The organism is Pantoea sp. SM3640 (genome assembly GCF_015654165.1).
GTDB classification, from domain to species: domain Bacteria; phylum Pseudomonadota; class Gammaproteobacteria; order Enterobacterales; family Enterobacteriaceae; genus Pantoea; species Pantoea vagans.
The window spans coordinates 221,106-235,542 of the sequence record NZ_CP064872.1 but is presented as its reverse complement, the minus strand read 5'-3'; the positions used below and the strand labels follow the sequence as shown (position 1 = coordinate 235,542).

Sequence of the window (14,437 nt, the reverse complement as noted above, 5' to 3'; positions counted from 1 at the left end):
CCGGCTTTTCTGCGGATAAAGGCTTACTGCTGAGCAGGCTTCAGGGAGGTCGCTACAGACACACCCTGAGCACAACGAATCTGACAGCAGCATATAAGCTCAACACGCAGGGAACCGGGTCAGAAGAGGAAAGCGTCCCACGCCTGGGACAAAAACGCCTGGAGCGTTTTTGAACAACGCAACGCGTTGGCCCGGTCACGGGCGCACCTCAGGGATGAGGTGCGTAATTGCGCGGGCCGAGCATGCCATGGATGGCGGTTTTTGCGTCTTTCCGATCTGACCCGGTTCTCTGCGCAGGCACAGTCTTAAAGCAACCTGCAGCAGACACTGGAAGTGAAGTTAGCAGGTCTGCAATGACTACAGCTCAACCACCTCATAGCTATGCGTAATCGTCACACCTTTACCCAGCATGATGGCCACAGAGCAATATTTTTCCGCCGAAAGATCGACGGCGCGTGAGACCGCTTTATCCTGGAGCGCTTTTCCACTCACGATAAAATGCAGGTTGATGTGCGTAAAGATTCGCGGCGCCTCTTCACGACGTTCTGAGGTCAGTTTTACTTCACAATCAGCCACATCGTTGCGGCCTTTTTGCAGAATTGAAACCACGTCAATCGCGCTGCATCCGCCCGCCGCCATCAGCACCATCTCCATTGGGCTGGGCGCTTTATCACCCGAATTGCCATCCATCAGTATCTGATGGCCGGATGAGGATTCTCCGAGGAATGTCAGCCCTTCTACCCATTTCACTCTTGCCTGCATGATTTTTACTCCGGAATACGCTGTTTTGTCGCCAGAGTACGCTTTCACCTGGTAAACAGCAATCCAGAGAAATCCGCCCGTAGCTGAAGCGAGACAACAGAAGACAGTCGGCAAAAGCTGTGCTACAAACAGTGCTGAAAATATTTTTCGTCACCCGATGGCGAAGCCGGGAAGAATGATGCGCACTGCGCCTGATGCGGCCCGAATAATTTCCTGAAAAGGAAACGCTTGAAGCTTTCACCGCCTGACAGGGAAAACTGCCCCCTGTATTTTGGGCACGATTACAACAGAGGATAATAGCGAATGGTTCTCGGCAAACCGCAAACAGACCCTACACTCGAATGGTTCCTGTCCCATTGCCATATTCACAAGTATCCATCCAAAAGTACGCTGATTCATCAAGGTGAAAAAGCAGAAACGCTTTACTACATCGTGAAAGGTTCCGTCGCGGTTCTGATTAAAGATGAAGAAGGCAAAGAGATGATTCTTTCCTACCTGAATCAGGGCGATTTTATTGGTGAGCTTGGCCTGTTCGAAGAAGGTCAGGAGCGCAGCGCCTGGGTACGTGCGAAAAGCGCGTGCGAAGTAGCGGAGATTTCTTACAAGAAATTCCGTCAGCTGATCCAGGTTAACCCCGACATCCTGATGCGACTCTCCTCGCAGATGGCGCGTCGCCTGCAGGTCACGTCTGAAAAAGTGGGTAATCTCGCTTTCCTCGATGTTACCGGACGCATTGCACAGACTCTGCTTAACCTGGCGAAGCAGCCAGATGCCATGACGCATCCCGACGGCATGCAAATTAAAATCACTCGTCAGGAAATTGGCCAGATTGTGGGTTGTTCACGTGAAACCGTGGGCCGTATTCTGAAGATGCTGGAAGATCAGAACCTGATCTCCGCACACGGCAAAACCATCGTCGTTTACGGCACCCGCTAATTCCTGTCATCCACGGCGTGATGGCAACATCACGCCGTTATTGTTTGTGTTGGGCCGATGTGGCGTCGAATCATTTACCATCCTGAAGTTAACTACGCCTTGCGGCAAACGCTGGTGCTCTGTCTGCCGGTGGCGCTGGGCTGGCTGGCTGGCGACCTGCAAAAAGGTCTGCTGTTCTCGTTAGTGCCCGCCTGCTGCAATATCGCCGGTCTTGATACTCCGCATAAACGCTTCTTCAAACGTCTGATTGTAGGCGGCAGCCTGTTTGCCCTCGGCAGTTTTCTGATCCAGTGGCTCACCCTGCATGCGATTCCACTGCCGCTGATCCTCTTCGCTATGCCTTTGCTGCTTGGCGTCACCGGTGAGATCAGCCCGCTGCATGGTCGCCTGCTGCCCGGCACCCTTATTGCCGCCATCTTTACCCTCAGCCTGATTGGCCGCATGCCCATCTATGTCACTCCGCTGCTCTATATCGGCGGCACGCTCTGGTATGGGGTATTTAACTGGTTCTGGTTCTGGCTGTGGAAAGAGCAGCCGATGCGTGAGAGCCTGAGCCTGATCTACCGCGAGCTGGCCAACTACTGCGACGCCAAATATACCCTTCTGACGCAGCTGACCGATCCCGAAAAAGCGCTGCCGCCGCTGCTGGCTCACCAGCAGAAAGTGGTCGATCTGATCAACACCTGTTATCAGCAGATGCACATGCTGTCGGCAAGCCGCGATCACAGCCATAAGCGGCTGACGCGCGCTTTTCAGGTGGCACTCGATCTGCAGGAGCATATCTCGGTCAGCCTGCACCGCCCGGAAGAGGTGCAAAAGCTGGTGGAGCAGAGCCATGCTGAAGCGGTGATCCGCTGGAATGCCAAAACCATCTCGGCCCGACTGCGGGTACTGGCGGATAACATCCTTTATCACCAGTTACCCGACCGCTTTGCGATGGATAAACAGCTCGGCGCGCTGGAGAAAATCGCCCATCAGCACCCCGATAATCCGGTGGGTAACTTCTGTCTTTATCACTTCAACCGCATTGCGCGCGTGCTGCGCACCCAGAAGCCGCTTTACCAGCGCGACCTGATGGCAGACCGCCAGCGCCGCCTGCCGCTGTTACCGGCGCTGCGCAGTTATCTCTCGTTTCGCTCGTCGGCGCTGCGCACGGCGGGTCGCTTTGCGGTGATGCTGATGCTGGGCAGCGCGCTGGCGCTGTTCTTCAACATCCCTAAGCCCTACTGGATCCTGATGACCATTATGTTCGTCAGCCAGAACGGCTACAGCGCTACCCGCGTCCGTATCCAGCACCGGGCGCTGGGCACCTTTGCAGGACTGGTAATTGCGGCTGCCACGCTGCGGCTGGCGGTGCCGGAGTCACTGGTACTGCTGATCATGCTGGCGATCACCTTTATCAGCTATCGCTTTACCCGCCAGTTCTATGGCTGGTCGATGATTGGTTTTACGGTCACGGCGGTTTACTCGCTGCAACTGCTGTCACTGAATGGCGCACAGTTTCTGCTGCCGCGACTGATGGATACGCTGATGGGCTGTCTGATCGCCTTTGGCGGGATGCTGTGGCTGTGGCCGCAGTGGCAGAGCGGCTTACTGCGGCAAAACGCCCACGACGCGCTGGAAACCTATCAGGATGCGCTGCGGCTCTTGCTAGGCGATGAACAGTCGCCAGAGAAACTGGCTTATCAGCGCGTGAAAGTGAATCAGGCACACAACGCGCTGTTTAACTCACTGAATCAGGCGATGCAGGAACCGGCATTCAACTCCCGCTATCTGAGTGATATGCGGCTCTGGGTCACCCACAGTCAGTTTATCGTCGAGCATATCAATGCGATAACGATTCTGGCGCGCGAGCACACGATGCTGACCGCCTCGCTGGCTCAACGCTATCTGCAATCCTGCGAAATTGCGCTGCAGCGGTGTCAGCAGCGGCTGGAATATGATGGTGAAAGCTCACAGGTGAATCTGCTGGATGACCTGGAGAACATCAGTGAAGGACCGATCACGGTGGTGGAACAGCATGTGCGGCGCATTCTCGATCACCTGAGCGTGATGTACACCATTTCATCGCTGGCGTGGAACCAGCGACCGCAACATGGCCGCTGGTTAATCAGACGCTTACGCAAAAACTAAGCTAGCCGTTGAGCACTTTGCCGACGGCGGTGGCGAAGCGGCGCATGCCCTCTTCAATGTCAGCAGGCTCAATGATCAGCGACGGGGCAAAGCGCATCACGTCGGTGCCGGCCACCAGCACCATTACACCCTCAGCGGCAGCAGCATTCAGAATATCGCGCGACCTGCCGGCATGCTGAGGTTTCAGCGCCGCGCCAATCAACAGACCTTTCCCGCGAATGTCACTGAACAGTTCATACTTCGCGTCGATGGCCTGTAGCGCCGTAACAAAGTGCTGGCGACGCATCTCAACGCCCGCCAGCACGTCTGGCGTATTGATGATATCCAGCGCCGTTTCGGCGATGGCGCAGGCCAGCGGATTACCGCCATAGGTGGTGCCATGCACGCCTGGTGCCATAGTCGAAGCGATCTCATTGGTGGTCAGCATGGCGCTCACCGGGAAACCGCCGCCCAGCGCTTTGGCTGAGGTCAGAATATCGGGCTGGACGCCATAATGCTCATAGGCGAACAGTTTGCCGCTACGTCCCATACCGCTCTGCACTTCGTCCAGTACCAGCAGCGCCTGATGCTGATCGCAAAGTGCACGCAGTCCCTGCATAAATTCCTGCGTCGCGGGCATGACGCCGCCCTCACCCTGAATCGGTTCAACCACAATGGCACAGGTGTGATCGTCGATTACCGCTTTCACGGCGTCCAGATCATTGAACGGCACGTGGACAATATCCGCCGGTTTCGGGCCGAATCCATCAGAATATTTTGGCTGGCCGCCGACCGTAACGGTAAACAGCGTCCGGCCATGAAAAGCGTTATGAAACGCGATGATCTTACTTTTGAACGGGCTGTGACGTTTGCAGGCATAGTAACGCGCCAGCTTAAACGCCGCTTCATTGGCTTCGGCACCGGAGTTGGCGAAGAAGACGCGATCGGCAAAGGTCGCCTGAATGAGCTTACTGGCGAGACGCAGTGCCGGTTCGTTGGTAAAGACATTGCTGGTGTGCCACAGCGTTTCGCCCTGGCTTTTCAGTGTTTCCACCAGCGCAGGATGGCAGTGTCCAAGTGCGGTAACGGCAATACCACCCGAGAAGTCGATATACTCTTTGCCCTGCTGATCCCATACGCGACTGCCCTTGCCTTTTACCGGCACAAACTGCGCAGGTGCATAAACAGGCAAAATAACGTTATCGAACGTCTCCCGCGTGACCGCCATTTTTTCCGCTGCCATTAGTGACCCCATTTGAATGATTGTTGTGCAACATTGAAATAATAATCACAAAATATGCATAAAAAATCACTCAAAGGCAACTTATTGCGCAAGGAAATTGCGCAGCAGCTGATGTCCCTGCTCGCTGAGAATGCTTTCGGGATGGAACTGCACGCCTTCCAGCGCCAGGGTTTTATGGCGGAATCCCATAATTTCGTCAGGCTCGCCGTCACGCACCGTCCAGGCCGTCACCTGGAACGCATCGGGCAGGGAATCGCGCTGCACAATCAGCGAGTGGTAGCGGGTCACGGTAAGGGGATTATTGAGATTGCGGAACACGCCCTGGCCGGTGTGCTGAATCGCGGAGGTTTTGCCGTGCATCACCTGACGCGCCCGCACCACCTTCGCGCCATACGCCTGCGCAATTGCCTGATGGCCCAGGCAGACACCCAGCACCGGCACGTTACCGGCGAAATGCCGAATCGCCGCCAGCGAGATGCCCGACTCTGACGGCGTGCAGGGACCAGGAGAGATGACCAGATGGGTCAGCGGTAACGCTGCCATCTGCTCCAGGGTGATGGCATCATTGCGCACCACCTGAACCTGCGCGCCCAGCTCGCAGAAGTATTGATAAAGATTCCAGGTAAAGGAGTCGTAATTGTCGATAAGCAGCAGCATGACGCGTCCAGAATGATAAACCGCGCCGCTATTCTACGCGGTTAAGCCGCCTCACTCACCACTTTCGCAAACACCTGCTCCAGCGGAGTCAGGTCTCCGGCTACACCCGCCTGATTAGCGGCTTTCCAGCTCTCCGCGTCCGTCTCTTCCCACGACAGCAGATAACCGGCATGCAGCGCCAGCTGCTCAAAGAAAATCCGCTGCGCCCGGCCATTTCCATGACGGAAAGGATGCAGCATATTGATTTCGCAGTAGTAATGAGCGATGCGCTGAATAAATTCGTCACGCGGCAACTCAGCCAGGCCTTTCTCCTCTTCCAGCGCGGCCATCAGCGCGTTACCTTCCTTTTCGATATATTCAAAATGGCAGAACGGCGTCTCATCACGCCAGATATCAATGGTGCGCAGTTCGCCAGCCCAGCTGTAAATGTCCTGGAACAGCGTGCGGTGGATCTGGCGCAGGTAAGGCAATCCGGGATTACGCGGCCCCAGTTCCAGCGTGGCGGCACGCGCTGCACTGAAGCTCAGCTCCGCCTTGCGCAGTTGCGCGGCGTCATGAATGTCGGCCAGATTTTTCAGCACCGTGTCATGCTGCCACAGGTAAGTATCCTGGGTCACAGCGGTATTAGAGTCCATATTGCCTCCTCAGTGACGCCAGGCGTGCAGCCGCATCTTCACTGTTCAGGCTGGTTTCATTCGGCGCAAAGCCTTCCAGCTTACAGCTGGCCTGATAGCTGGCGCTACGCCGCTGTTGCCACAGAGTGACCTTCTGTTTTTCGGTGAGTTTGTTCGCCATACCGCCTCCTGCTCAGGTTTTTGCCCTAAGTATAAGAGCAAATTCTGGCTTTGCCGGAAGCGGCAGGCGGTCGCCATCCGCAGATGGCGACAAAAAGCGTTAAGGCAGGACTTTGGCGGAGAGGATAACTACCGGTTTGGACGGCACATTCTGGTACGGACCCACATCTTTGGTCGGAACCTGAGAAATTTTTTCAACCACATCCTGACCTTTCACAATCTTACCAAATACGGCATAGCCGAAATCGCGCTGGCCGTGGTCGAGGAAGGCATTATCCGCAACGTTGAGGAAGAACTGGCTGGTGGCACTGTCTTTATCGGCAGTACGCGCCATAGAGATGGTACCGCGCAGGTTACGCAGTCCATTGTCCGCTTCGTTTTTAATTGGCGCGTTGGTCTGCTTCTGCTGCATATCCGTGGTGAAGCCACCACCCTGCACCATGAAGCCCGGGATCACGCGATGAAAAATGGTGTTGTTGTAAAAACCGTTGTTGACGTAATCAACAAAGTTTTTCACAGAAACCGGCGCTTTCTGGTTATTCAGTTCGAGTTCGATATTGCCGGCGGAGGTGGTGAGCAGAACGTGGGTGTCACCTTTTGCGGCCAGCGCCTGGGCGGAAACGGAAGAGAGCGCTAACAGGGTGATGGCCGCTGTTAAAGTACGTTTAAACATGAAAGATTCCTTACCTGGGAGAGCGGGCACAAAAACGTGATTGATTGTAAAGAGACTCTATTCCATGAGCCAGCGTTTTACCTATATTTACGCTGTTGCGGCAAAAGCGCTGAGCAAACGTTAAACAACCGTAATTGCGTGATTAAAATCACACAACACATGAAATATGGATCTGTAGTTTCACTGCTTGTTTATTAAGATCACAGTTCCGTTTACACTTTCTGACACTTTTTGGCACCCGGTTCTCAACAGGTTCAGAACATGACAAACCGTAATCGTATTGGCCTTACCTGGATAAGCTTCTTCTCCTACGCGCTGACCGGCGCGCTGGTGATCGTTACCGGCATGGTAATGGGCGATATCGCAAAAGATTTCCAGATCCCTATCTCCAGCATGAGTAACACCTTCACCTTCCTCAACAGCGGCATCCTGGCGGCGGTCTTCCTGAACGCCTGGCTGATGGTGATTGTGCCACTGAAGCGCCAGCTGATTTTCGGCTTCGTCCTGATGGTGCTGGCGATAATCGGGCTGATGACCAGCCGCGATCTGACCATCTTCTCGCTCTGTATGTTTGTGCTGGGCGTGGTCAGCGGCATCACCATGTCGATCGGCACCTTCCTGATCACTCACATGTATGAAGGCCGTCAGCGTGGTTCACGTCTGCTGTTTACCGACTCCTTCTTCAGCATGGCGGGCACGCTGTTTCCGGTGCTGGCAGGCATTCTGCTGGCGCGTCAGCTGCCGTGGTACTGGGTCTACGTCTGCATTGGCGTTATCTACGTCGCCATCTTCGTCATGACGCTGTTTGTGGAGTTCCCGGTGCTGCGTAAGCCTGAGAACAGCCCGACCGTTGAGAAAGAGAAATGGGGTGTGGGCGTGCTGCTACTGGCTGTCGCGGCACTCTGCTACATCCTGGGCCAGCTCGGTTTTATCTCCTGGGTGCCGGAATATGCCACCAAAGTTATGGGCATGAACATCAATGACGCCGGACAACTGGTGGGCAGCTTCTGGACGGCATATATGGTCGGTATGTGGGCCTTCAGCTTCCTGCTGCGCTTCTTCGATCTGCAACGCATTCTGATGGTGCTGGCGGGTCTGGCTACGATACTGATGTACTGGTTCGTCAGCAGCAGCGATGCCGGCATGCTGAAATGGATCATCATGATTCTGGGCTTCAGCTCAAGTGCTATCTATACCACCATCATCACTCTCGGCTCGCTCCAGACCAAAGTGGCGTCACCGAAGCTGGTGAACTTCATTCTGACCTGCGGCACCGTCGGCACCATGCTGACCTTTGTGGTCACGGCGCCTATCGTTGAGAAAAGTGGTGTGCATACCGCACTGGCGACGGCGAATGCGCTTTACGCCGTGGTATTTGTGATGTGTGCCCTGCTCGGCTTTGTCAGCCGTCATCGTACTCACGGTCACGTCACGCATTAATCCTTCAGGGCGGCGAGCGATCGCCGCCCTGCTCATTAACGTCGGAAATCTACGCGCTCCCGTTCCCGCCAGTAAATCTCACTTTCTGCAGGCTTCGTCTCCGCCACCACCACGCCACGACGCACTGAATAGCGCACCGGGACCTGCCTTCTTACCGCATCAAAACCGCTCTCTGCTGGCAATATAATCAGACTGGCCTCGTTGCCGCTCTGAATGCCATAGCCTGCAAGCTGCATCGTTTTCGCGCTGTTATGCGTAATCAGATCCAGACCCGCATCAATCTGCTCATAGCCCATCAGCTGACAGACATGTAATCCCATATGCAGCACCTGCAGCATGTTGGCGGTGCCCAGCGGATACCAGGGATCAAACACATCGTCATGGCCAAAGCAGACGTTGATCTCTGCCTCCAGCATCTCTTTTACCCGCGTAATGCCGCGCCGCTTAGGATAGGTGTCGAAGCGGCCCTGCAGGTGAATATTAACCAGCGGATTGGCGACAAAGTTAATGCCCGACAGCTTCAGCAGCCGGAACAGCCGTGAGGCGTACGCGCCATTGTAAGAGTGCATCGCGGTGGTATGACTGGCCGTCACGCGTGCGCCGTTGCCGTCGCGATGTGCCAGCGCCGCCACGGTTTCCACAAAGCGCGACTGTTCATCATCGATCTCATCGCAGTGAACATCGATCAGCCGATCATAGCGGTCAGCTAGCGCAAAGGTTTTATGCAGCGACTCGACGCCATATTCGCGGGTGAATTCGTAGTGCGGAATCGCGCCAACGACATCCGCGCCCAGCCGCAGGGCCTCCTCCAGCAACGCTTCGCCGTTAGGATAAGAGAGAATGCCCTCCTGGGGAAACGCCACAATCTGGATGGTGATCCAGGGTGCCATCTCCGCTTTCACTTCCAGCATCGCTTTCAGCGCCGTCAGTGAGGGGTCAGACACGTCAACATGGGTGCGGACAAACTGAATGCCGTTGGCGATCTGCCACTTCAGCGTCTGCAACGCCCGCTGTTTGACATCTTCATGGCTGAGCAGCGCCTTTCGCTCGGCCCAGCGCTCAATTCCTTCAAACAGCGTGCCGGACTGATTCCATGCCGGTTCACCCGCCGTCTGGGTGGTATCCAGATGAATATGCGGCTCAATGAAGGGCGCGCAGGCTAAGCCGCCCTCGCCGTCCAGCGATTGCTCCACCGGAGAAGGCTGCTGCGGCTGGGCTGAAATCCGGGCTATTTTTCCGTCGGCGATTTCGATTTGCCACAATCCTTCCCGCCAGGGTAAACGCACGTTATTGATCCACTTAGGTGACAGCATGGCTGATTCCTTATCCGAAAAACCCGTGTGGTTAAAACTAACACGATTCATACCACCCGTGGCAATGCAGGATATTCAGCAGGTTAGCCGCGCCAGATAAACCTAATTAAAATCAACTATATAACTCTTAATGGGTATATGGCGTTGTGGTTGATGCATATCAATAAGCGTCAGAAAGGGCGCGCTATTGTAGCCGCAGATATCGCAAATTTGAGGCAAAAATGAGCAAGCACAATGTCGTCGTTATCGGTAACGGCATGGTCGGCCACCGCTTCATAGAAGAGTTACTTGAGAAAGCGGAACCCGACCAGTTTTCGCTGACCGTCTTTTGTGAAGAACCCCGCGTCGCCTACGACCGTGTCCACCTGTCCGCTTACTTCTCCCATCACACCGCCGAAGAGCTGTCGCTGGTTCGTGAAGGCTATTACGACACACATCAGGTCAATCTGCTGCTGGGCGAGCGCGCCATCACCATTAACCGTGATGAGAAGCTCATCCACTCCAGCACCGGGCGAGCCGTTCACTATGACACGCTGATTTTTGCCACCGGCTCTTATCCGTGGATCCCGCCGATTAAGGGTGCCGAAGGCAGCGACTGCTTTGTCTACCGCACCATCGAAGATCTCAATGCCATTGAAGCCTGCTCGCGCCGCAGCAAACGCGGTGCGGTGATTGGCGGCGGCCTGCTGGGACTGGAAGCCGCGGGCGCGCTGAAAAATCTGGGTATTGAAACCCACGTTATTGAATTTGCGCCGGTACTGATGGCAGAACAGCTCGATCAGCAAGGCGGGGAACAGCTGCGTCGCAAGATTGAACAGATGGGCGTGCGGGTCCACACCAGCAAAAACACCCAGCAGATAGTGCATCATGAGCACGGCGGTAAAACGCTGCAGTTCGCCGACGGCAGTGCGCTGGAAGTCGATTTCATTGTCTTCTCCACCGGCATCCGCCCGCAGGACAAACTGGCAAAACAGTGTGGATTAACTCTGGGTCCGCGCGGCGGCATCGCCATTGATGACCAGTGCCGCACCAGCGATCCCGCCATTTACGCCATCGGTGAGTGCGCCGCCTGGCAGAATCGCGTCTATGGCCTTGTGGCGCCGGGTTACAAAATGGCGCAGGTCGCCAGCGACCAGCTGCTGGGCCGCGATAATGCGTTTACCGGCGCGGACATGAGCGCCAAACTCAAGCTGCTGGGTGTCGATGTCGGTGGCATTGGCGATGCGCGCGGCACCACGCCAGGCGCACGCAGCGTGGTCTGGCTGGATGAAAGCAAATCGGTCTACAAACGCCTGATTATCAGCGAAGATCAGAAAACCCTGCTGGGTGCGGTGCTGGTGGGCGACACCAGCGACTATGGCAACCTGCTGCAGCTGGTGCTGAATGGTATTCCACTGCCGGATAACCCTGAAGCGCTGATTCTGCCAGCGGGCAGCGGAGATAAACCGGCCATCGGCGTCGATTCCCTGCCTGACAGCGCGCAAATCTGCTCCTGCTTCGACGTCAGCAAAGGCGACATCATCAAAGCGGTTCAGGGTGGCTGTCACACCGTGGCCGCGCTGAAAAGCAGCACCCGAGCCGGTACCGGCTGCGGCGGCTGTATCCCCCTGATCATCCAGGTACTGAACAGTGAACTCAGTCGTCAGGGTATCGAGGTCAATAATCACCTTTGTGCCCACTTCGCCTGGTCACGTCAGGAGTTGTATCACCTGATTCAGGTTGAAGAGATCAAAACCTTTGATGAACTGCTGGCCCGCTATGGTCAGGGTTACGGCTGTGAAATATGCAAGCCTGCGGTGGGCTCCCTGCTCGCCTCCTGCTGGAATGAGTATGTGCTCAAGCCGCAGCACGCGCCGTTACAGGACAGCAACGACCTCTATCTGGGTAATATTCAGAAAGATGGCACCTATTCGGTCATCCCGCGCTCGCCCGGCGGTGAAATTACACCACAGGGACTGAAAGTGATTGGCGAGATCGCCGAACGCTACCAGCTCTACACCAAAATCACGGGCTCGCAGCGCATCGGCTTGTTTGGCGCGCAGAAAGACGATCTGCCCGCTATCTGGTCACAGCTGAGCGAGGCCGGATTTGAAACCGGTCAGGCCTATGCTAAAGCGCTGCGTATGGCGAAAACCTGCGTCGGCAGCGCGTGGTGCCGTTACGGCGTGGGCGACAGCCTCGGCTTCGGCGTCATGCTCGAGAACCGCTATAAAGGCATCCGTACACCGCACAAGATGAAGTTTGGTGTCTCTGGCTGCACCCGTGAATGCGCAGAGGCCCAGGGCAAAGATGTCGGCATTATCGCCACCGAAAAAGGCTGGAACCTCTACGTCTGCGGCAACGGCGGCATGAAACCGCGTCATGGCGACCTGCTGGCGGCAGATCTCGATCAGCAGACGCTGGTCAGCTATCTTGACCGCTTCATGATGTTCTATATCCGCACCGCCGATCGCCTGCAGCGCACCTCGCTGTGGCTCGAGAGTCTGGAAGGTGGCATCGACTATCTGCGTAGCGTGATCGTGGATGACAAACTCGGCCTTAACAGCCAGATGGAACAGCAGCTCGCCGCGCTGCGTGCCAGCGTTCGCTGTGAATGGCAGGCGACGCTGGAAGATGAGAGCCAGCTGACGCGCTTTGCCCACTTTATCAACTCGCCGCAACGCGATCCTGCTGTGCAGCGGGTGGCAGAGCGCGATCAGCATCGCCCGGCGCGCCCCGAAGAACGTATTGCCGTGACCCTGATTGAGGAAACCGAATCATGAGCCAGTGGAATCCGGTGTGCCCGCTGACGCAGATCCTGCCCGCCACGGGCGTCTGCGCGCTGGTCAAAGGCCAGCAGGTGGCTATTTTCCGCCCGCGCGACGATGAGCAGCTCTATGCCATCAGCAATATCGACCCGTTTGCCGATGCCAGCGTGCTGTCACGCGGCATTATCGCCGAACATCAGGATGCGCTGTGGGTGGCCAGCCCGCTGAAAAAGCAGCATTTCCGCCTCAGCGATGGCTACTGCATGGAGGATGAAACGCGCTCCGTGGCGGCCTGGCCGGTGCGGGTCAATGCCGGACAGGTTGAAGTCTGCCTGTAACGCCTGTTAACAGCCCGCCTTAGCGGGCTTTTTTAAGGACCTCTGATGGACTACTTCCCCTTGTTCTGCCGCCTGCAGGGCCGACGCTGTCTGCTGGTCGGCGCGGGTGACGTGGCGGAGCGAAAAGCGCGCCTGCTGCTGGAGGCCGGTGCCGATCTTTGGGTCGGAGCCCCCGATTTCTCCCCTGCCTTCCTGCAATGGGCGCAGCAGAAAGCCGTCACGCTGCTACCAGGGCATTTCGATCCCGCGTGGCTGACCGGCTGCTGGCTGGTGGTCGCCGCCACCAGTGATAACGAGGTCAATCAGCAGGTGGCTGACACAGCTGAAAAACAGCAGATCTTCTGCAATCTGGTGGATGCGCCGCAGCAGGCCAGCGCCATTATGCCGTCGATCATTGACCGCTCACCGCTGATGGTCGCCGTCTCTTCCGGTGGACGCGCGCCGGTGCTGGCGCGGCTGCTGCGGGAGAAACTGGAGGCGATGCTGCCGCAGCATCTGGGTCAGCTGGCGCAGCGGGCGGGCGGCCTGCGCGATCGGGTGAAAAAGCAGTTCGGCTCCCTCAATGTCCGACGCCACTTCTGGGAGCGCTTTTTTAACAGCGAACGGCTGGCCCAGACGCTGGCTAACGGCGACGGTGAACGCGCGGATCAGATTACCGACGCACTTTTTAGCGCAGACCTTCCGCAACAGGGTGAAGTAGCGCTGGTCGGTGCCGGTCCGGGCGATGCCGGATTGCTCACACTCAAAGGCCTGCAGCTGATCCAGCAGGCAGACGTCATCGTCTATGACCGGCTGGTCTCCAATGAAATCCTGAATCTGGTGCGCCGCGATGCCGAACGCATCTTTGTCGGTAAACGCGCCGGACATCACTGCGTGCCGCAGGATGCGATCAACCAGTTGCTCTGCGAACAGGCGCAGTGCGGCAAACGTGTGGTGCGGCTGAAAGGCGGCGATCCCTTTATCTTTGGTCGCGGCGGTGAAGAGCTGGAAGCGCTGGCACAGCTGAAGATTCCGTTCAGCGTGGTGCCGGGCATCACCGCGGCATCAGGCTGTGCGGCCTACAGTGGCATTCCCCTGACCCATCGCGATCATGCGCAGAGCGTCAGGCTGGTAACCGGGCATCTGCAGAAATCCGGTACGCTCGCCTGGCAGACGCTGGCGGCAGAACAGCAGACGCTGGTGTTTTATATGGGGCTGGGCCAGGCCGGAGAAATTCAGCAGCAGCTGATAAAACATGGGATGCGCAGCGATATGCCGGTGGCGCTGGTGGAAAACGGCACCAGCACGCGTCAGCGCGTGGTCACCGGGACACTGAACGAACTGGAAGCGTTAGCCGGTCAGGTGAGCAGCCCCAGCCTGATGATTATTGGCAGCGTGGTGAGTCTGCGCGACAGCCTGCGCTGGTTCTGAATGGGCAAATAA

13 protein-coding genes are annotated in these 14,437 nt (G+C 56.6%); 6 read left to right on the top strand and 7 right to left on the bottom strand.

Annotated features, from left to right (window positions below):
• Positions 1 to 357: 357 nt before the first annotated feature.
• Complete coding sequence (locus IV493_RS01065) at positions 358 to 762, bottom strand: OsmC family protein (RefSeq protein WP_013359265.1); 405 nt, start codon at positions 760 to 762, stop codon at positions 358 to 360.
• Positions 763 to 1,065: 303 nt separating this feature from the next.
• Between IV493_RS01065 and crp the strand changes: the two genes are divergently transcribed.
• Positions 1,066 to 1,698, top strand: a complete 633-nt coding sequence (crp, locus tag IV493_RS01060; RefSeq protein WP_003852956.1) for a cAMP-activated global transcriptional regulator CRP — start codon at positions 1,066 to 1,068, stop codon at positions 1,696 to 1,698.
• Positions 1,699 to 1,755: 57 nt separating this feature from the next.
• Positions 1,756 to 3,831, top strand: a complete 2,076-nt coding sequence (locus tag IV493_RS01055; protein WP_013359266.1) for a YccS/YhfK family putative transporter — start codon at positions 1,756 to 1,758, stop codon at positions 3,829 to 3,831.
• Position 3,832: 1 nt separating this feature from the next.
• Here IV493_RS01055 and IV493_RS01050 read toward each other — a convergent pair whose 3' ends face one another.
• From IV493_RS01050 to ppiA, 5 genes are all read right to left on the bottom strand, one after another.
• The gene (locus tag IV493_RS01050; protein WP_195857630.1) at positions 3,833 to 5,053 is read right to left on the bottom strand and encodes an aspartate aminotransferase family protein; all 1,221 of its coding nucleotides are present in this window, start codon (positions 5,051 to 5,053) and stop codon (positions 3,833 to 3,835) included.
• Between the two features lie 81 nt (positions 5,054 to 5,134).
• Positions 5,135 to 5,710, bottom strand: a complete 576-nt coding sequence (locus IV493_RS01045) for an aminodeoxychorismate/anthranilate synthase component II (protein ID WP_195857629.1) — start codon at positions 5,708 to 5,710, stop codon at positions 5,135 to 5,137.
• Between the two features lie 41 nt (positions 5,711 to 5,751).
• Positions 5,752 to 6,345, bottom strand: a complete 594-nt coding sequence (locus tag IV493_RS01040) for a putative adenosine monophosphate-protein transferase Fic (RefSeq protein ID WP_195857628.1) — start codon at positions 6,343 to 6,345, stop codon at positions 5,752 to 5,754.
• On the bottom strand, positions 6,335 to 6,505 hold the full coding sequence (locus IV493_RS01035; protein ID WP_013359270.1) for a YhfG family protein: 171 nt from the start codon (positions 6,503 to 6,505) through the stop codon (positions 6,335 to 6,337). Before IV493_RS01035 ends, IV493_RS01040 begins: the two co-directional genes overlap by 11 nt.
• A 99-nt stretch (positions 6,506 to 6,604) precedes the next feature.
• Positions 6,605 to 7,177, bottom strand: coding sequence for a peptidylprolyl isomerase A (gene ppiA / locus IV493_RS01030; RefSeq protein WP_003852970.1), 573 nt, complete (start codon positions 7,175 to 7,177; stop codon positions 6,605 to 6,607).
• Between the two features lie 261 nt (positions 7,178 to 7,438).
• Between ppiA and tsgA the strand changes: the two genes are divergently transcribed.
• Complete coding sequence (gene tsgA / locus IV493_RS01025; RefSeq protein ID WP_013359271.1) at positions 7,439 to 8,617, top strand: MFS transporter TsgA; 1,179 nt, start codon at positions 7,439 to 7,441, stop codon at positions 8,615 to 8,617.
• Between the two features lie 35 nt (positions 8,618 to 8,652).
• Here the strand turns inward: tsgA and IV493_RS01020 are convergent, their stop codons facing one another.
• Positions 8,653 to 9,930 carry a cytosine deaminase gene (locus IV493_RS01020; RefSeq protein WP_013359272.1) on the bottom strand — a complete coding sequence of 426 codons (1,278 nt, stop codon included), beginning with the start codon at positions 9,928 to 9,930 and terminating at the stop codon, positions 8,653 to 8,655.
• A gap of 221 nt (positions 9,931 to 10,151) precedes the next feature.
• Here IV493_RS01020 and nirB point away from each other — a divergent pair, with 221 nt between their 5' ends.
• The 3 genes from nirB to cysG are packed head-to-tail and all read left to right on the top strand — an operon-like array spanning position 10,152 to position 14,425.
• The gene (gene nirB, locus IV493_RS01015; protein WP_195857627.1) at positions 10,152 to 12,692 is read left to right on the top strand and encodes a nitrite reductase large subunit NirB; all 2,541 of its coding nucleotides are present in this window, start codon (positions 10,152 to 10,154) and stop codon (positions 12,690 to 12,692) included.
• Positions 12,689 to 13,015: a nitrite reductase small subunit NirD gene (nirD, locus tag IV493_RS01010; RefSeq protein WP_013359274.1), complete on the top strand. Its 327-nt coding sequence runs from the start codon at positions 12,689 to 12,691 to the stop codon at positions 13,013 to 13,015. Before nirB ends, nirD begins: the two co-directional genes overlap by 4 nt.
• Positions 13,016 to 13,060: 45 nt before the next feature.
• Positions 13,061 to 14,425 carry a siroheme synthase CysG gene (gene cysG / locus IV493_RS01005; protein ID WP_147789582.1) on the top strand — a complete coding sequence of 455 codons (1,365 nt, stop codon included), beginning with the start codon at positions 13,061 to 13,063 and terminating at the stop codon, positions 14,423 to 14,425.
• The last annotated feature ends 12 nt before the right edge of the window (positions 14,426 to 14,437 follow it).